The 18,526-nt window shown below is 75.2% G+C and carries 14 protein-coding genes and 1 pseudogene; 7 read left to right on the top strand and 8 right to left on the bottom strand.

Annotated features, from left to right (window positions below; genetic code table 11):
* Position 1 precedes the first annotated feature (1 nt).
* The 6 genes from ABD994_RS01130 to ABD994_RS01105 all read left to right on the top strand — a co-directional run bounded on the left by ABD994_RS01130 (position 2) and on the right by ABD994_RS01105 (position 7,553).
* Positions 2-1,651: an ABC-F family ATP-binding cassette domain-containing protein gene (locus ABD994_RS01130; RefSeq protein WP_345410463.1), complete on the top strand. Its 1,650-nt coding sequence runs from the start codon at positions 2-4 to the stop codon at positions 1,649-1,651.
* Positions 1,652-1,901: 250 nt separating this feature from the next.
* Positions 1,902-2,519: a hypothetical protein gene (locus ABD994_RS01125; protein WP_345410461.1), complete on the top strand. Its 618-nt coding sequence runs from the start codon at positions 1,902-1,904 to the stop codon at positions 2,517-2,519.
* Positions 2,520-2,728: 209 nt separating this feature from the next.
* Positions 2,729-3,181 (top strand): MarR family winged helix-turn-helix transcriptional regulator, encoded by a 453-nt coding sequence (locus ABD994_RS01120; RefSeq protein ID WP_345410459.1) that lies wholly within the window; start codon positions 2,729-2,731, stop codon positions 3,179-3,181.
* Positions 3,178-5,772, top strand: coding sequence for a PEP/pyruvate-binding domain-containing protein (locus ABD994_RS01115; RefSeq protein ID WP_345410457.1), 2,595 nt, complete (start codon positions 3,178-3,180; stop codon positions 5,770-5,772). The genes ABD994_RS01120 and ABD994_RS01115 overlap by 4 nt, the downstream gene beginning before the upstream one ends.
* Before the next feature lie 15 nt (positions 5,773-5,787).
* Positions 5,788-6,825, top strand: coding sequence for an alpha/beta fold hydrolase (locus tag ABD994_RS01110; protein ID WP_345410454.1), 1,038 nt, complete (start codon positions 5,788-5,790; stop codon positions 6,823-6,825).
* Between the two features lie 77 nt (positions 6,826-6,902).
* Positions 6,903-7,553 carry a class I SAM-dependent methyltransferase gene (locus ABD994_RS01105; RefSeq protein ID WP_345410452.1) on the top strand — a complete coding sequence of 217 codons (651 nt, stop codon included), beginning with the start codon at positions 6,903-6,905 and terminating at the stop codon, positions 7,551-7,553.
* 74 nt (positions 7,554-7,627) lie between these two features.
* On the opposite strand, the gene clpB is transcribed toward ABD994_RS01105, so the two are convergent.
* A complete protein-coding gene (gene clpB, locus ABD994_RS01100) occupies positions 7,628-10,222 on the bottom strand; it encodes an ATP-dependent chaperone ClpB (RefSeq protein ID WP_345410450.1) in 2,595 nt (864 codons plus the stop codon).
* A gap of 325 nt (positions 10,223-10,547) precedes the next feature.
* Between clpB and ABD994_RS01095 the strand changes: the two genes are divergently transcribed.
* On the top strand, positions 10,548-11,861 hold the full coding sequence (locus ABD994_RS01095; RefSeq protein WP_345410448.1) for an FAD-binding oxidoreductase: 1,314 nt from the start codon (positions 10,548-10,550) through the stop codon (positions 11,859-11,861).
* A gap of 1 nt (position 11,862) precedes the next feature.
* Here the strand turns inward: ABD994_RS01095 and ABD994_RS01090 are convergent, their stop codons facing one another.
* From ABD994_RS01090 to ABD994_RS01060, 7 genes and pseudogenes are all read right to left on the bottom strand, one after another.
* Positions 11,863-12,285: a heat shock protein transcriptional repressor HspR gene (locus ABD994_RS01090; RefSeq protein WP_345410732.1), complete on the bottom strand. Its 423-nt coding sequence runs from the start codon at positions 12,283-12,285 to the stop codon at positions 11,863-11,865.
* Positions 12,286-12,356: 71 nt separating this feature from the next.
* Complete coding sequence (gene dnaJ, locus ABD994_RS01085) at positions 12,357-13,613, bottom strand: molecular chaperone DnaJ (protein WP_345410446.1); 1,257 nt, start codon at positions 13,611-13,613, stop codon at positions 12,357-12,359.
* Between the two features lie 49 nt (positions 13,614-13,662).
* Positions 13,663-14,385, bottom strand: a complete 723-nt coding sequence (gene grpE, locus ABD994_RS01080; protein WP_345410444.1) for a nucleotide exchange factor GrpE — start codon at positions 14,383-14,385, stop codon at positions 13,663-13,665.
* A 114-nt stretch (positions 14,386-14,499) separates the two neighbouring features.
* A complete protein-coding gene (gene dnaK, locus ABD994_RS01075) occupies positions 14,500-16,353 on the bottom strand; it encodes a molecular chaperone DnaK (protein ID WP_345410442.1) in 1,854 nt (617 codons plus the stop codon).
* Positions 16,354-16,541: 188 nt separating this feature from the next.
* Positions 16,542-17,549 (bottom strand): C40 family peptidase, encoded by a 1,008-nt coding sequence (locus tag ABD994_RS01070; protein WP_425550002.1) that lies wholly within the window; start codon positions 17,547-17,549, stop codon positions 16,542-16,544.
* A gap of 79 nt (positions 17,550-17,628) precedes the next feature.
* Positions 17,629-18,216: a hypothetical protein gene (locus ABD994_RS01065; protein ID WP_345410438.1), complete on the bottom strand. Its 588-nt coding sequence runs from the start codon at positions 18,214-18,216 to the stop codon at positions 17,629-17,631.
* Positions 18,200-18,526 (bottom strand): annotated as a pseudogene (locus ABD994_RS01060) (hypothetical protein); the annotation flags it as partial. The gene ABD994_RS01065 and the pseudogene ABD994_RS01060, both read right to left, overlap by 17 nt.

Below are 18,526 nucleotides of genomic sequence, written 5' to 3'. Positions count from 1 at the left end.
CGTGAGCGCCACGCTGGTCGCGCGGGACCTCGCCGCCGCGCACGGCGCCCGGGTGCTGTTCTCCGGCCTCGACCTCGTGGTCGCGCCCGGCGACGTCATCGGGCTGGTCGGGGTCAACGGGGCGGGCAAGTCGACGCTGCTGCGTCTGCTCGCCGGGCTCGCGGCCCCGGACCAGGGCTCGATCGCCGTCACCCCGCCCACGGCCACCATCGGCCACCTCCCGCAGGAGACCGCGCGCGTGCCCGGCGAGACGGTCCGCGGCTTCCTCGGCCGTCGCACCGGCGTCACCGCCGCCGCGGTCGCGCTCGAGACGGCGACGACCGCGCTGTCCGACGGCGTCCCGGGTGCCGACGACGCCTACGCCGTCGCCCTCGAGCGCTGGCTCGACCTCGGCGGCGCCGACCTCGAGGAGCGCACGGGCGAGGTCGCCGCCGACCTCGGCTTCCCCGCCGACCTCCTCGACGCGGAGATGGCCTCGCTCTCCGGCGGCCAGGCTGCCCGGGCCAACCTGGCGTCGCTGCTGCTCGCGCGCTTCGACGTGTTCCTGCTCGACGAGCCCACCAACGACCTCGACCTCGCCGGCCTCGAACGGCTGGAGCGCTGGGTCCGCGAGCTCCGCGCGGGCACCGTGCTCGTCAGCCACGACCGCGAGTTCCTGGCCCGCACCGTCACCTCGGTGCTCGAGCTCGACCTCGCCCAGCAGCAGATCACCCAGTACGGCGGCGGTTACGAGGCCTACCTGACCGAGCGGGAGACCGCCCGGCGGCACGCGCGCGAGGCCTACGAGGAGTACGCCGACAAGCGCTCCGAGCTGACCGCGCGGATGCAGACGCAGAAGCAGTGGGTGGACAAGGGTGTGCGCAACGCCCGCAAGAAGGCCACCGACCCCGACAAGCACGTGAAGCACCACCGCGGCCAGACCTCGGAGAAGCAGGCGTCGAAGATCGCCCAGACCGAGCGGCGGATCGAGCGCATGGAGGTCGTCGAGGAGCCCCGCAAGGAGTGGGAGCTGCGGATGTCGATCGCCGCGGCACCGCGCTCGGGGACGGTCGTCGCGACCCTCGACGGGGCCGTCGTGACGCGCGGCGACTTCACCCTCGGCCCCGTCACCCTCCGGCTCGACTACGCCGACCGCATCGCCATCACCGGCGCCAACGGGGCGGGCAAGTCGACGCTGCTGGCCCTGCTCCTGGGGCGCCTCGCCCCCGACGCGGGCCGCGCGTCGCTCGGGTCCGGCGTCGTCGTCGGCGAGGTCGACCAGGCCCGCGGTCTGCTGACGGGCGCGACACCTCTGATCGACGTGTTCTCCCGCATGCCCGAGATCGACCGCTGGCCGACCGCCGAGGTCCGCACGCTGCTGGCCAAGTTCGGCCTCGGCGCCGAGCACGTGCACCGCGGGGCCGACACGCTCTCGCCCGGCGAGCGCACCCGCGCCGCGCTGGCGCTGCTCCAGGCGCGCGGGGTCAACCTGCTCGTGCTCGACGAGCCGACCAACCACCTCGACCTGGCCGCCATCGAGCAGCTCGAGTCGGCGCTCGCGTCGTTCGCCGGCACGCTGCTGCTCGTCTCCCACGACCGGCGCCTGCTCGCGGGCGTCGCGACCAGCCGCCACTGGCACGTGGACGCCGGACGGGTCACGGAGGAGGGCTGACCCGAGCCGCGCGGCATCGGGCGCTCTCCCGCCACGACGAGGTTGGCCGGATGCCCTTGAGGCTCGGCGCTGGACTGAACGGCGGGTCGGGGGATACGCCCCTTCCCCGACGTCGGCGGCGTCCGGCCTACCGTTGTTCCACTGCACGACCCCCGAACACGGACAGGACCTCGCCCTGACTGACGACGAGCAACCACGGTTCCCGCTCGGCGAGCTGTTGAGAGCCGGACATCGAGCACCACTCGTCCTCGTGCGTTACGTGATCGAGCGGCGAGGACCCGAGATCACCAGCGAGGAGACCCGCGCCCGCAGCGCGTCCGACGCGAACGTCGAGCGGCACGTAGAAGACCTGATCAGGAAGCAACTGCTCCTGGTCAGGGGCCAAGGCGCCTTGGCCGGCCTGGGTCTCGTGGCTTCCGGCGCCTCGGGCCCTGCCGCGATCCCCCTCGCGGCGACGACGATCGTCTCCGACCTGGCGAGCCTGTCGTACTTCCAGATCGAGCTGTCGTTGAAGATCGCCGCGGCATACGGCCACGACCTGACGGATCATCAGGCGCGGGCCCGCGAGATCCTGCACCTTCACGGCTTCGAGATGGTCGCCGGCGACAACCTGTCCGGTCCACTCGGCGCCGCCGGTGAGCGGGTGCTGAAGAGGTTGCTGATGCGCTACCTCCGCGGACCCAATCTGGTGGCAGCCAGGGAGCTCTTCCGATTCGTCGGGATCCGCTTCACTCGAACGGGTCTGCTCAAGGCAGTTCCCTTCGTCAACGTCCCGGCGGGGGCTGCCCTCGCGGACGTGACGACCCGGCGGACGGCACGGAAAGCCCGCCTGTTCTACCGACCGCTGGCCCGCGAGGAAGCGTCGTGACGCCCGAAGAGACGCGTCGGCGGGCATAGGCGCCCTCTCCCGGCCACGGTTACTGGCTGGTATCGCTCGGTGAGCGAGCGATACCAGCCAGTAACCGCCGAACTCCCCGTCGTCGTCCGGCGAGGTCGACGGCAGGGCGACGACCCTTGACCCCGACCTGCGCCGATGATTGCATGGTTGCACACATTGCAGTCGTGCAAGGAATGACCATGGACGAGCGCGAGGACCTCGCCGCCAGCGTCGGCGACATGCGGCGCGCCATGATCCCCGCGTTCCTGCTCGACATGCTCGCGGCGTTCGACGACGGCGAGGAGCTGTCGCTGACGCAGCTCGCGACGCTCTACGTCCTCGACGCCGGGGAGCCGGTGGCGCTCGGCGCGCTCGCCGAGCGGGTCGGGCGGTCGCTGTCGGCCACGAGCCGGCTGGTCGACGGCCTGGAGCGCCGCGGGTTCGTCGAACGCCAGGAGCACCCCAGCGACCGGCGGGTCCGCCGGGTGGCCCTCGCGAAGGACGGCGACGCCCTGCTGCGCCGTCTCGAGCGCACCCGGGCCGACGCCCAGCTGCAGATCACGAGCCACCTCGACCCCGTGGACCGGGCCGTGGTGGCGCGCGCGATGACCCTGCTCGGCGACGCCGCCCGGCAGGGCAGGAGGCCGTCATGACCCTCGTCCTGCCGTTGGGATCGATCGACCCCGCCGACCCCGCGACGCTCGGCCGCGTCGGCGGCAAGGCGGCCAACCTCGGCGCCCTGGTGCGCGCCGGGCTGCCGGTGCCGGACGGCGTCTGCCTCACCACGGCCGCCTACCGGGCCGCGGTCGGGTCGGCGCTCGACGCCCTGCTCGCCGAGCCCGACGCCGACGTGCTGGGCGAGAAGGCCCGCGCGGCCGTGCTGGCGCTCCCGGTGCCCGACGCCGTCGCCGACGCGGTCCGGGCGGCCTGCCCCGACGGTCCGGTCGCCGTCCGCTCGTCGGCCACCGCGGAGGACCTGCCCGACGCGAGCTTCGCCGGCCAGCAGGACACCTACCTGAACGTCGTCGGCCCCGACGCGGTGCTGGACGCCGTCAGGCGCTGCTGGGCGTCGCTGTGGACCGACCGGGCCGTCGCCTACCGCGCCGCCCGGGGCATCGACCACGCGTCGGTGACCCTCGCCGTCGTCGTCCAGCGGATGGTCGACGCCCGCGCCGCCGGCGTGCTGTTCACCGCGAACCCCGTCTCGGGCCGTCGCGGCCAGGCCGTGGTCGACGCGGCTCCCGGCCTGGGCGAGTCGGTGGTCTCCGGATCGGTCGACCCCGAGCACCTCGTCGTCGACCCCGACGGCACGGTGGTCGAGCGCCGGGCGGGCGCGGGCGGCACCGTCGTCCACGCGCGGCCCGGCGGCGGCACCACGACCGCGGCCCACGCGAGCGGGCGGGTGCTGTCCGACGACGCGGTGCGCGCGCTGACGGCGCTGGGCCGCCGGGCGGAGGCGCTGTTCGGGGTCCCGCAGGACGTCGAGTGGGCCGTCGACGCCGCCGGCACCGCGTGGCTCACCCAGGCCCGCCCGATCACGACGCTCTACCCCCTGGTCCCCGGACGCCCCGGCCTGCGGCTGTTCCTGTCCGCCAACGTCGCGCAGGGCGTGCTCCGGCCGTTCACCCCGGCCGGGCTGTCGGCCGCGCGGCACCTCGGGTCGAGCGTCGCCCGGCTGCTCGGGGCGCCGGTCGACGACCCCGAACAGGGCCCGCCGATGCTCTCCGAGGCCGGCCTGCGGGTGTTCGTCGACCTCACCGATGTCCTGCGCAGCCGCGTCGGCCGCGCGGGGGTGGCCGGGGTGCTCGGGGTGATGGAGACGCGGTCGGCCGAGGTCATCGCCACCCAGCTCGACCGCCCCGAGCTGTCCGTCACGCGCCGCTCGCCGCTGCCGGCGGTGCGCCGCGTCGGGCGGATCGCGCTGCGCTTCCGCATCCCCCCGGCGCTCGTCGGCGCGTGGGTGCGCCCGGCGCGGGCCCGGGACCGGGCGTTCCGGCTGGTCCGCGACGCGGAGCGCCGGCTGCCGTCACCGCCCGGCGCGGGACGCCACGAGCGCCTCGACCGCGTGCGGTGGATGTTCGCGATGTTCGCGCCCATGGCGCCCCGGATCGCGCCGGCCCCGGCCGCCGGGTTCCTGGCCCTGGGCCTGGCGGCGAAGCTCCTCGGCGACCGCGCCCGCCCCGGCGAGCTCGGCTCCGTGCTGCGCGGCCTGCCCCACAACGTCACCACCGAGATGGACCTCGCGCTGTGGGACCTCGCGGTCCGGCTGCGCGACGACCCGGCCAGCGTCGCCGCGCTGACCGCCGAGGACGCCGGCACGCTCGCGGTGCGCCGCGCGGACTGGCCGGCGGCGCTCGCCACCGGCCTCGGCACCTTCCTCGCCGCGCACGGCCGGCGCGCGGTCGCGGAGATCGACCTCGGCGTGCCGCGCTGGTCGGACGACCCCAGCCACCTGCTCGGCGTGCTCGCCAACTTCGTGCGGCTCGCCGACACCGGGCGCGCCCCCGACGCCGTGTTCGCGCGCAGCGCGGCGGGGGCCGAGGCGCTGGTCGCCGACCTCGCCGCGCGGGCCGGCGGGCTGCGCGGCCGGGTCGTCGCGCTGGCCCTGCACCGGGCCCGCGAGCTCGTCGGGCTGCGCGAGCTGCCGAAGTACTGGCTGGTCACGGTCCTTTCCGCCGCGCGCACCGAGCTCCTGGCGGTCGGCGCGGAGCTCGCCGCGCGCGGCCTGCTGGAGCACGCCGACGACGTGTTCTTCCTCGACCTCGCCGAGGCCGCCACCGACGACGACCACCGCGCCCGGGTCCGGGAACGCCGCGAGGCCCACACGCGCGAGCTGCGCCGGCGCCACGTCCCGCGCGTCGTGCTCTCCGACGGCACCGAGCCCGAGGCCCTCACCGACGGCGCGGCCCCCGACGGCGCCCTGTCCGGTGTCGCGGCCTCGGCCGGCACCGTCACCGGTCCGGTCCGGGTGATCACCGATCCGCGGGGCGCCCACCTCGAGCCCGGCGACGTGCTCGTGTGCCCGTCCACGGATCCGGGGTGGACGCCGCTGTTCCTCACCGCCGGCGGGCTCGTCATGGAGATGGGCGGCGCCAACTCGCACGGGGCCGTCGTCGCCCGTGAGTACGGGCTGCCCGCCGTCGTCGGCGTCCGGGACGCGGTCGCGCGCCTCGCGGACGTCGCGATCGTGCAGGTCGACGGCACGCGGGGGCTCGTCGAGCCCGTCGCTAGCGGGAGCCCGTAGGCCCATACTCGGGGCGTGGCGGGGCGGGACGACCCCGGGCCGGAGCCGACGATCCGGTTCGCGCGGTCGGGCGACCGGACGGTGGCGTGGGCCGCCGTCGGCAGCGGGCCGCCCCTGGTCGTCGGCGGCTGGTGGATGGGCCACCTCGAGCTGCTGTGGGCGCTGCCGGACTTCCGGCGGTTCATCGTCGCGCTCGCCGCCCACCACACCGTCGTCCGCTACGACCGGCCGGGGTCGGGGCTCTCCCCGGGCGTCGCGGACCTCTCCCTCGACGGCGAGGTCGCCGCGCTCACCGACGTCGTGACCGCTCTCGACGCGGGCCCGGTGACGCTGCTCGGCGCGTCCTCGGGGGGCCCGGTGGCGACGGCCCTGGCCGCCCGGCGGCCGGACCTCGTCGACCGCCTCCTGCTCTACGGCACCTACGCCGACGGGTCGGCGATCGCCCCGGCCGCGCTGCGGGAGCAGCTCGTCGGTCTCGTGCGGGCGCACTGGGGCCTGGGCTCCCACGTGCTCGCCGACCTCTTCCTGCCCGGCGCCGACGAGGAGGACCGCCGCACGTTCGCCCGGTTCCAACGGGCCTCGGCGACGGCCGACGACGCCGCCGCGTCGCTCGCCGCGACCTACGCGTTCGACGTGACCGACGAGCTCGCCCGCGTGGGAGCGCCGACCCTCGTGGTGCACCGGCGCGACGACCGCGCCATCCCCGTCGTCCTCGGGCGCGCGATCGCCGCCGCCGTCCCGGACGCGGGGTTCGTCGCCCTCGACGGGACCGATCACTTCCCCTGGCGCGGCGACGCCGACGCGGTGCTGCGGGCGTTCTCGGCGTTCCTGCCGGGCGGCGCGGTCGCGGCCCCGACGGGGACGCTGTCCGAGCGGGAGCTGGAGGTCCTGCGGCTGGTCGCCCGGGGGCTGGCGGACCGGGAGATCGCCCGCCGGCTCGGCCTGAGCCCCCACACGGTGCACCGCCACCTCGCCAACGTCCGCGGCAAGCTCGGCCTGCCGTCCCGCGCGGCCGCGGCGGCGTACGCGACGCGCCACCACCTGCTCGAGTAGTGGCCCGTCGGGGCCATCGCGGGTGGTGGCCGGAAGAGGCGAAGCGCCGGGTCCCGGCCGCCCGGTGTGCTGGGCGCATGACGACGACCACCCTCCTGCCGGCCCCGCACCCCGTCCGCGGGCGGCTCAACGCCGCGTTCTTCCGTCTCGTGGACGGCGCGGTCCACCGCCTCCTCGGCGAGCGCAAGGCCGCGCTCTTCGCCGACCTCCCGGCCACCCTCGTCGAGCTCGGCGCCGGCACCGGGGCCAACATGCGCTACTACGCGCCCGGCACCCGCGTCATCGCGATCGAGCCGAACCCGTCGATGCACGGCCCGCTGCGGGCGTCCGCCGCGCGGTACGGGATCGACCTGGAGATCCGCGCCGTCGGCGCCGAGGACACCGGGCTCCCCGACGGCTGCGTCGACGCCGTCGTGAGCACCCTCGTGCTGTGCACCGTGGTCGACCCGGCCGCGGCGTTGGCCGAGGCCCGGCGCGTCCTGCGGCCGGGCGGACGGCTGATCGTGCTCGAGCACGTCGCCGCCCCGGAGGGCAGCGCCCTCGCGCGGGTGCAGCGCGCGCTGTGGTCCGGGTGGCGGTGGGCGTTCGAGGGCTGCGACCTGCAGCGCCACACCGGCGAACTGCTCACCGCCGCGGGCTTCGCCGACGTGGCCCTCGAGCACTACCGCGGCGGGTCGACGGTGTTCCTGCCCGTCGACCAGCAGGTCGCCGGCACGCTCACCCGCTGACCCGCGTCGGGGACGAGCGAAGGGCCCCTCCGATCGAGTAGATCGACCGAAGGGGCCCTCCGTCCAGTACCGGGTCAGGCGGCGGCGCGGGACACCACGAGACCGCCGGTGCCGTGGTCGGCGGCCTCGTCGAGGTCGACGGCGACGGTGTCGCCCTCGCGGACCTCGCCGCCGAGCAGGGCCTTGGCGAGCTGGTCACCGATGGCCGACTGCACGAGCCGGCGCAGCGGCCGGGCGCCGTAGATCGGGTCGAAGCCCTGCAGCGCGAGCCACTCGCGGGCGGCGTCGCTGACCGCGAGCGTCAGCCGGCGGGCGGCCAGGCGGGCGCCGAGGCGCTCGAGCTGGATGTCCACGATCGACGTGAGCTCCTCGGTCGACAGCGCGTGGAACACCACGACGTCGTCGAGCCGGTTGAGGAACTCGGGCTTGAACGACCGCTTGACGACCTCCATGACCTTCTCCTTGCGCCCCTCGTCGTCGAGCGAGGTGTCGACGAGCGCGGCGGAGCCGAGGTTCGAGGTCAGCACGAGGATCGTGTTGCGGAAGTCGACCGTGCGGCCCTGGCCGTCGGTGAGCCGGCCGTCGTCGAGCACCTGCAGGAGCACGTCGAAGACGTCCGGGTGGGCCTTCTCGACCTCGTCGAGCAGCACCACCGAGTAGGGACGCCGGCGCACGGCCTCGGTGAGCTGGCCGCCCTGGTCGTAGCCGACGTACCCGGGCGGGGCGCCGACGAGGCGGGCCACCGAGTGCTTCTCGCCGTACTCGCTCATGTCGATGCGGATCATCGCCCGCTCGTCGTCGAACAGGAACGCGGCGAGCGCCTTGGCCAGCTCGGTCTTGCCGACGCCGGTGGGCCCGAGGAACAGGAACGAGCCGGTGGGCCGGTCCTCCTCCGCGATGCCCGCGCGGGCCCGGCGGACGGCGTCGGACACCGCCCGGACCGCCTCGGCCTGGCCGACGACGCGGTGGCCGAGCTCGTCCTCCATGCGCAGCAGCTTCTGGGTCTCGCCCTCGAGCAGCCGCCCGGCGGGGATGCCGGTCCACGCGGAGACGACGTCGGCAACGTCGTCGGGCCCGACCTCCTCCTTGAGCATCTCGGGCACCACTGCCGCGGCGTCGGCCGCCTCCAGCTCCTTCTCGAGCGCGGGGATGCGCCCGTGGATCAGCTCGGCGGCGCGGCCGAGGTCGCCGTCGCGGGTGGCGCGCTCGGCCTCGCCGCGCAGCGTCTCCAGCTGCTCCTTGAGCCCGCGGGTCGCGTCGATCGACTCCTTCTCGCCCTGCCAGCGGGCGGTGAGGGCGTCGAGCTCCTCGCGGCGCTCGGCCAGCTCGGCCCGCAGCGCGCCCAGGCGCTCGCGCGACGCCTCGTCGGACTCCTTGTCCAGCGCCATCTCCTCGATCTCGAGGCGGCGCACGATGCGCTCGACCTCGTCGATCTCGACGGGGCGCGAGTCGATCTCCATGCGCAGCCGCGAGCTGGCCTCGTCGACGAGGTCGATGGCCTTGTCCGGCAGGAAACGCGCGGTGATGTAGCGGTCGGACAGCGCGGCCGCGGCGACGAGCGCCGCGTCCGTGATCCGGACGCCGTGGTGCACCTCGTAGCGCTCCTTGAGCCCGCGCAGGATGCCGATGGTGTCCTCCACCGTCGGCTCGCCGACCAGCACCTGCTGGAAGCGGCGCTCGAGCGCGGGGTCGTGCTCGATGTGCTCGCGGTACTCGTCGAGGGTCGTCGCGCCGACCATGCGGAGCTCGCCGCGGGCCAGCATCGGCTTGATCATGTTGCCGGCGTCCATGGCGGACTCGCCGGTCGCACCGGCACCGACGATCGTGTGCAGCTCGTCGATGAAGGTGATGACCTGGCCCGCGGAGTCGGTGATCTCCTGCAGGACGGCCTTGAGCCGCTCCTCGAACTCGCCGCGGTACTTGGCGCCGGCCACCATCGACCCGAGGTCCAGGGACACGACGCGCTTGCCGCGCAGCGACTCGGGGACGTCGCCGGCGACGATGCGCTGGGCCAGGCCCTCGACGATCGCGGTCTTGCCGACGCCGGGCTCGCCGATGAGCACGGGGTTGTTCTTGGTGCGCCGCGACAGCACCTGCACGACGCGGCGGATCTCGGCGTCACGGCCGACGACGGGGTCGAGGTCGCCGGAGCGGGCCCGCTCGGTGAGGTCCTGGCCGTACTTCTCCAGGGCCTGGAACGTGCTCTCCGGGTCGGCCGAGGTGACGCGCCCGGAGCCGCGCACCTTGGTGAACGCCTCCTTGAGCGCCTCCGGCGTCGCGCCGTGGCGGGTCAGCACCTCGGCCGTGCGCCCGCCGGCGGCGGCGAGCCCGACCAGCAGGTGCTCGGTGGAGACGTACTCGTCGCCCATGTCGGCGGCGAGCTGCTGGGCGTGCTGGAGCACGCGGGCGGTCTCCCGGTCGAACTGCGGCGCGGACACGCTGGACCCGCTCGCGCTCGGCAGCCCCGCGAGGACCTTGCCGATGTCCTGGCGGACGGCCGACGGATCCGCCCCGACCGCGCGCAGCAGCGGCTCGGTGAGGCCGTCGGTCTGGTCGAGCAACGCGGCCGCGAGGTGGGCCGGCGCGACCTGCGGGTGACCGTCGACGGTCGCCGCCTGGACGGCGGCCGACACCGCCTGCTGGGTGCGGGTGGTGGGGTTGAAGTCCATCGGGTCCTCCTGATCGGGGCGGGCGGGCGGCCCACCAAGCCGCCCTCGTACTTGAGTCTACTTGGCTCAACTCTGGGTGTGCGGCGTTTCTTCCCGGCCCGGCGGACGTCGCGTCCGGTCACCCACAGCAACGACGCCGAGTGGCACCGCATCGGGTCGTCGTGGCTGCTCAGGGTGGTCGCGAGCACCGTCCGGCGCTCTCCGCGCCCCGCCGGGAGCGGACCGACGGGGACCCTGCGTGACCAGCGCGGCACGGGCTGTCATAGTGGTGCGGTCGCGCGGGGACCTGGTGCCCGCGGCGGGGGTCGGGGGAGGAGAGACCTGCATGTCCGCGGAGCCGCTGTCCCCGGAGGAGCCGGGCGACCGGGACCGTCCGGCCGCCGTGCAGCGTCCCGCGCGACGGCTGACCCCGGTGCGCACCGTCCCGCCGCCCCCGACGACGCCGATCGTGCTGCCCGGCCGGCACACGGCCCCCGAGCAGGCTCCCGACCCGGCCCCCGGGCCCGCGGCCGAGGTCCCCGCCACGCCCGAGGCCCACGCGGCGCGCCGCGTGCGCGAGACGTGGGACGAGGTCGAGCCGCAGATCGACGAGCTCGCCTGCTGGTTCGCCGCGTTGCTGTTCAGCCTGGCCCCCGAGGTGCGTGCGCTGTTCCCGGCGCGCGTCACCGAACCCGCGCGACGGCTGCTGCGCTCGATCGTGCTCCCGATGACGACCGTCGACCGCCCCGACGCGCTGCGCGCCCACGTCGAACCCCTGGTGCGCGAGCACCGAGCGCTGGGCCTGCGCGCCGAGCAGTACGAGGCGATCGGGGTGGCGCTGATCGGCGCGATGCGCCGCTTCGCCGGCGAGCACTGGGACGCGCCGACCGAGCACGCCTGGGTCCGGGCGTTCTCGCTGGCCGCGGGGCCCATGGAGCAGGCGGTGCGCGCGGCGGCCGACCCGGCCGTCGCCGAGGGCACGGTCGTCGGGCACCGGCGGCTGTCCTGGGACCTCGCCGTCCTCCACGTCGCCCCCGACGTGCCGGTGCCGCACCGCGCGGGCCAGTACCTCACCGTCGAGATCCCCCAGCGTCCGCGGATGTGGCGCCCGCTCTCGCCGGCCACCGCCCCGCGACCCGACGGCCTGCTCGAGTTCCACGTGCGCGCCGTCGAGGGCGGCTGGGTGAGCCGGGCGATGGTGGCCCACGCCGCCACCGGCGACCGGTGGCGGCTCGGCCCGCCCGCCGGCCGGCTCGGGCTCGACCCGCACGGCACCCGCGACGTGCTCATGGTCGCCGGCGGCACCGGCGGGGCGCCCGTGCTCGCGCTGTGCGAGGACATGGCCCGGTGGCCGCGGCCCCGGCCGTGCACGGTGTTCCTCGGCGGGCGGGTGCCCGAGGACCTCACGGTGCTCGACCGGCTGCAGGCCCTGGCCGCGGAGCACCCGTGGCTCGCGCTCGCAGCCGTCTGCGAGGACGACCCGCTCAACGAGCGCACGCTGCCCGGGACGCTGCCCGACGCCGTCGTGCGCAGCGGCGACTGGTCGGGGCACGACGTGCTGCTCTCCGGCTCGCCGGCGATGATCCGCGCGACGGCGTCGGCCCTGCTCGTCGACGGCGTCCCGCTCGACCACATCCGCTACGACCCTTTCGCGGAATAGTTCACTCGCGGGCGCGCGGGCCCGGCTGCCAGACCACGACGGACTGGGTGCGGCGGGCCGGGAGCCGGGACGGGTCGGCGGCGTTCTTCGCGGCCTGCTCGGCCGCGGCGCGCCAGCGGGCGAGCTCCTCGGTGACCTCCTGCAGCCGGTCGGTCAGGGCACCGACCTCACGCTCCAGCTCGATGATCCGCTTGATGCCCGCGAGGTTGACGCCGTCCTCCTGGGACAGGCGCTGCACCTCGCGGAGCACGGCGATGTCGCGCACCGAGTACCGCCGCCCGCCGCCGCTCGCGCGGCCGGGGCTCACGAGCCCGATGCGGTCGTAGGACCGCAACGTCTGGGCGTGCATCCCCGCGATCTGGGCGGCGACCGAGATGACGAACACCGGGGTGTCCTCGTCGGCCCAGGCCGGCAGGGCCGGGATGCCGCCGGCGGCGGACGGCGCGCCGAGCGGCGAGGGCCAGGGGCCCCGCTCGCCGCCCGTGCCGCGCCCGCTCACGACGCCGTCTCCCTCCGTGCGGCGGCCTCGGCGCGCCGGGTCAGCTCGGCGCGGGGGTCGTGATCGGCGGTGGCCTTGGCGTAGGCGTCGAGCGCCTCGCGGGCCTCGCTGCTCAAGCGCTGCGGCACCGAGAGCTCGACGGTGACGAGCAGGTCGCCCGTGCGGCCGTCCTTGCGGTGCACGCCGCGCCCGCGGACCCGCAGCGTGCGGCCGCTCTGGCTGCCCGCGGGGACCTTGAGCGAGACCTTGCCGTCCATCGTCGGCACGGTGATCGTCGTGCCGTCGACGAGCTCGGGGAAGGTCACCGGCACGGTGAGCACGAGGTCGTCGGCGTTGCGCTCCGACCGGCCGAACAGGTCGTCCGGGTTGACGTGCACGACGACGAACAGGTCGCCGGGGGGCCCGCCGCGGCTGCCGGGCTGGCCCTGGCCGGCGAGGCGGATGCGCTGGCCGTCGTCGACGCCGGCCGGGATGCGCACCGTCAGCGTGCGCGAGCGGGTGCTGACGCCGTCGCCGCCGCACTCGGGGCACGGGTCGTCGACGATCGAGCCGGTGCCCGAGCAGTCGCGGCACGGCTCGCTGAACGCGAACGCGCCCTGGCTGCGCGACACGACACCGGCGCCGCCGCAGGTGAGGCACGTGCGGGGACTGGTGCCGGGCTTGGCGCCGTTGCCGCCGCAGGTGCTGCAGCGCGTCGGCGACGCGAGCCGCAGCGGCAGCGTCGTGCCGCCGACCGCCTCGGCGAAGTCGATCCGCACGTCGGTCTCGACGTCCGCGCCGCGCTGCTCGCGCGGGCGGCCGGCCCCGGCGCCGGGCATGCCGGACGCCGGGCCGGTGGTCGGCCCGGCGCCGCCGCCGAACAGGCCGCCGAGCAGGTCGCCGAGGCCACCCGCCCCGGCGCCGCCGGCGCCGCGACCACCGAAGAGGTCGCCGACGTCGAAGCCGCCCTGGAACCCGGTGCCGCCCGCACCCGCTCCGGCGCCGCGACCGGCCCCGAAGCCGCCGAAGCGGCCACCGGAGAACAGGGTGCGCGCCTCGTCGTACTGCTGGCGCTTCTCGGGGTCGGACAGCACGCCGTAGGCCTCGCCGGCGGCCTTGAACCGGGCCTCGGCCTTGGCGTCACCCGGCTTCGCGTCGGGGTGGTTCTCCCGCGCGATCTTGCGGTACGCCTTCTTGATGTCGGCGTCGGAGGCGTCCTTGGCCACGCCCAGCTCGCGGTAGTAGTCCTTCTCGACCCAGTCACGGGCGCTCATGCCGCAACTGCTCCTTCCGCGGGTTCAGGGGTGGGGGTGTGGGGCTCCGTCAGGACGTGCTCGCGTCGGCGGAGGCGGGCTGGTCGACCGGAGCCGTGCCGTCGGAGTCGGTGACCCCGACCATGGCGGCGCGCAGCACGCGGTCGCCGAAGCGGTAGCCGCGGCGCATCACCGTGGTCACCGTCGGGCCTGTGACGCCCGGGCCGGTCTCGTGGGCGACCGCCTCGTGGACCGACGGGTCGAACGCGTCGCCCTCGGCCCCGAAGGGCGTCAGGCCGGCGCGCTGCAGCGTCTCGGTGAGACGGTCGGCGACGACCTTGAACGGACCGGTGAGGTCGCCGTGGCTCGCGGCGCGCTCGACGTCGTCGAGCACCGTGAGCAGCTCGCCGGCGACGGCGGCCTTGGCCGCCGCGACCGTCGACTCGCGCTCGCGCTCGGTGCGGCGACGGAAGTTGGTGAACTCGGCCGACACGCGCTGCAGGTCCGCGGTGCGCTCGGCCAGCTCGGCGCGGACGCGCTCGAGCTCGGGGTCGGCCGGCCCGTCGGCGCCGTTGCCGGACAGATCGGCCGCGGAGGCCGCGGCGGCGGACTCCGCCGCGCGGGCCTCACCGGCGATGGTGTGGGCTCCCTCGGGCGCGGCGGTGTCACCACCGTCGGTGGCACCGTCCGGCTGGGCCGTGCCGGCGGGCGCGTCCTGACCGGAGGTGGGCACCCCGCCGACGCTGGAGTCGGTGGCGTCGGGGGCGTCGTGCCCGACGACCGGATCCTGCACTGTGACCTCCTCGAGAGGACCCCGGACGCGGTCGCGCGCCGGGAGCTGTGGAGTGGGGGACCGCGGCCGGTGGGGGTGCGCCCGGCTCCGGCCGCACCCCCACCGACCCGAGGGTCAGTCCTTCTTGTCGTCGTCGACGATCTCGGCGTCGACGACGTCGTCGGCCTGGCCGGCCGACCCGGCGTCCGCAGCGCCGCCGGCGGCACCCGCGGCGCCGCCCTCGGCCTGCTGCTGGGCGTACAGGGCCTGGCCGAGCTGCTGCGACTCGGTGGCGACCTTCTCCGACGCCGCCTTGATGGCCTCGGTGTCCTCGCCCTCGAGCGCGGTCTTCAGCTCGCCGACGGCGGCCTGGACCTTCTCCTTGACGTCCGACGGGAGCTTCTCGTCGTTGTCGGCGATGAACTTCTCGGTCTGGTAGACGAGCGTCTCGGCCTGGTTGCGGGTCTCCGCGGCCTCACGGCGCTTGCGGTCCTCGTCGGCGTGGGCCTCGGCGTCGGCCACCATGCGGTCGATCTCGTCCTTCGAGAGGGCCGAGCCGCCGGTGATGGTCATCTGCTGGGACTTGCCGGTGCCCTTGTCGACCGCCGAGACGTTGACGATGCCGTTGGCGTCGATGTCGAAGCTGACCTCGATCTGCGGCACGCCCTGCGGGGCGGGCGGCAGGTCGGTGAGCTCGAACATGCCGAGCTTCTTGTTGTAGGCCGCGATCTCGCGCTCGCCCTGGAAGACCTGGATCTGCACCGACGGCTGGTTGTTCTCCGCCGTCGTGAAGACCTCGGACTTCTTGGTCGGGATCGTCGTGTTCTTCTCGATCAGCTTGGTCATCACGCCGCCCTTGGTCTCGATGCCGAGGGACAGCGGGGTGACGTCGAGCAGCAGGACGTCCTTGACGTCACCGCGCAGCACGCCGGCCTGCAGCGTGGCGCCGACGGCGACGACCTCGTCCGGGTTGACGCCCTTGTTGGGCTCCTTGCCGCCGGTCAGCTCCTTGACCAGGTCGTGCACCGCGGGCATGCGCGTCGAACCACCGACGAGCACGACGTGGTTGATCTGGCCGACCGAGATGCCGGCGTCCTTGATGACCTGGTTGAACGGCTTGCGGCAGCGGTCCAGCAGGTCGGAGGTGATGCGCTGGAACTCGGCGCGGGAGAGCTGCTCGTCGAGGAAGAGCGGGTTCTTCTCCGCGTCGACGGTGATGTAGGGCAGATTGATGCCGGCGCTGGACGAGCTCGACAGCTCGATCTTCGCCTTCTCCGCCGCCTCGCGCAGGCGCTGCATCGCCATCTTGTCCTTGGACAGGTCGATGCCCTGCGAGTTCTTGAACTTGTCGACGAGCCAGCTGATGATCCGCTCGTCCCAGTCGTCGCCGCCGAGGTTGTTGTCACCGTTGGTGGCCTTGACCTCGACCACGCCGTCGCCGATCTCGAGCAGGGACACGTCGAACGTGCCGCCACCGAGGTCGAACACCAGGATGGTCTGCTCGTCGGAGCCCTTCTCCAGGCCGTAGGCCAGCGCCGCGGCGGTGGGCTCGTTGACGATGCGCAGGACATTGAGGCCCGCGATCTGGCCGGCCTCCTTGGTGGCCTGCCGCTGCGCGTCCTCGAAGTACGCCGGCACGGTGATCACCGCGTCGGTGACCTCCTCGCCCAGGTACGACTCGGCGTCCCGCTTGAGCTTCTGCAGCACGCGGGCGCTGATCTCCTGCGGGCTGTACTTCTTGTCGTCGATCTCGACCGACCAGTCGGTGCCCATGTGGCGCTTGACCGACCGGATCGTGCGGTCGACGTTCGTGACCGCCTGGTTCTTGGCCGACTGCCCGACGAGGACGTCGCCGTTGCGGGCGAACGCGACCACCGAGGGGGTGGTGCGGCTGCCCTCCGAGTTCGCGATGACCGTCGGCTCGCCGCCCTCCAGGACGGCGACCACGGAGTTGGTCGTGCCGAGGTCGATGCCGACCGCTCGCGCCATGCTCGTGTCTCCTCTCGAGACCCGTGGGTTCCGGGTATCCGATTGAGTGCCCTGCGCTCAAGTATTGGCCCGGATCGCTGTCTTCGCAAACCCGGACCTGAGCCGCATGCGCTCAAGTGTGTCACCCCGACCAACGGAGCCTGTCACGGGCTTGTTCCCGGATGGCTCAACGTCGCCGAAGACGCCGGTCAGGTCGGGTCGGTGCCGGTCCCGGGGCGGGTGGCGAGGGGCAGCAGCTCGCCCTCGTCGAACCGCACCGCGCGCGTGCCGAGCGGCACCCCGGTCTGCTGGGCCTCCATCATCTGCCCGTTGCCGAGGTACATGGCGACGTGGTGGATGGTGTCCGGGTCGGACTCGTCGTAGGCCCAGAACAGCAGGTCGCCGGGCTGGGCCTGCTCGACGGGGACGTGCGCCCCGGCGTTGTACTGGTCGCGCGAGACGCGCGGCAGCACGATGCCCGCCCGCTGGTAGGCGCGCAGCATCAGCCCCGAGCAGTCGTAGCTGTCCGGGCCCGTCGCGCCCCAGACGTAGGGCTTGCCGGTCTCGGCGGTCGCGAACTCGATGGCGGTGCGCGCGACCCCCGGCGGCAGCGACGCCGCCGGCCCGGGACCGGTGTCCGCGGCCGGGCGGCACTCCTGGATCGCGCCGGTGACCCCGGCGAGGTCGGTGACGAGGCTGTTGGCCAGCGTCTCCCACTTCGCGTAGGCGTTGGGGAACGCCGAGCGCTGCACGATCTGCGCGGCCTGGGTGACCGGCATCGCGTCCCAGCCGGGCACGGCGAGCAGGCGCTGCAGGAAGGTCCGCGTCGCGTAGACGGGGTCGCGCACCTGCTCGGGGCTCCCCCAGCCCTGGCTCGGACGCTGCTGGAAGACCCCGAGCGAGTCGTGGTCCACCGCGACGTCCATGCCCACGGTGCCCATCTGCGACTCCTGCATCGCCGTCGCGAGGGCGACCACCCAGCCCCGCGGCGGCACCGCCATGCCCTTGGCGACGCCGATGATCGTGGCCGCGGTCTGGCGCTGGACGTCGCTGAGGTCCGCCGACGTCTGCGGCGCGCTGCCCGACGGCGCCCCGGTGCCCGCTTCGCACGTGCCGCCGTCGGTGCCCTCGTCGCCGCCCGGCACGAACTGCCCGGCGACGAGCAGCCCCGCGGCCAGGACGACGACGAGGAAGCCGGCCAGCGCGGCCACCGGCAGCAGCAGGCGCAGGATGCGGACGCCGGGCGGCAGCCGGGGTGGCAGGCGGGACGGGAGCCGGGGCGGGGCGGTCACGGCCTCACCCCGAGGAGGCCCGGTCGTAGCCCGAGACGCGCCAGTCACCCGGTCCGACCTGCACCAGGAGGAGCTCGAGGCGCACCGCGTCGGTCGGCACCTGGACGCGCACGGCGTCCGGACGCACCTCGACGGCCTGGGCCGGTCCGGTGACCCGCGAGCCCGGGACGTTGGACGGGTCGACCGACGAGAGCACCGCGAGGTACTCGTCGGTGGTGTAGGGCGCGAGGCCCGCGCTCCACTGCGCGGGCGTCGTCCCCGGCGGGTGCGTCGCCCACGCCTGCGTCCAGCGCTGCGCCACCGCGAGCGCCACCGGCGGGACGTCGGTCAGCGGCAGGGTGCGGGGGCTGAGCTCGGTGACCGGGGCCTGGCCGGGTGCCGGCGCGGCGCGGGGGGCCGAGGCCGGGGCCGGGCCGAGCGCCTGGCCGCCGCCGTCGCCGCCCTCGCCCGGGCCCCCGGTGAGGTACGAGACGCCCGCGGCGAGCGCGATGACCACGACGAGCACGCCGAACAGCCGCGCCGGGGAGTGCAGCGGCCACTCCCACAGGGCGCGGTAGGCCGCCGCGCGCCCGCGCCTAGTCCGGATCGGCACGCGGGCCCCCCTCGCCGGCGGGCCGCGCGGGCCGCGTGCGGGTGGAGCGGCCCGTCGCCCCGGCGCCGAGGGGGCGGCTCGGCCGGTAGATCCGGTAGACGGGCGCGCCGTCGACCAGCTCGGCCTGCACCGGGCGCTGCGGTCCGCCCGCCTCGCCCGTCCGCGCGGCGACGCTGCGGTAGAGGCTGCGGTCGGCGTCAGCGACGGCGGCCCGGGCCCCCGTCGCGGCCCGGTCGCCGCGCGGCGTGCCGCCCGTGATCCCGCCCCCGCCGCTCGGCAGCGCCCGCTGGGCGCCGGTGCGGGTGGCGAG

The organism is Actinomycetospora chlora (assembly GCF_039542135.1).
Lineage (GTDB): Bacteria > Actinomycetota > Actinomycetes > Mycobacteriales > Pseudonocardiaceae > Actinomycetospora > Actinomycetospora chlora.
The sequence above is the reverse complement of the archived record's forward strand: the minus strand, read 5'-3'. Positions and strand labels throughout refer to the sequence as shown.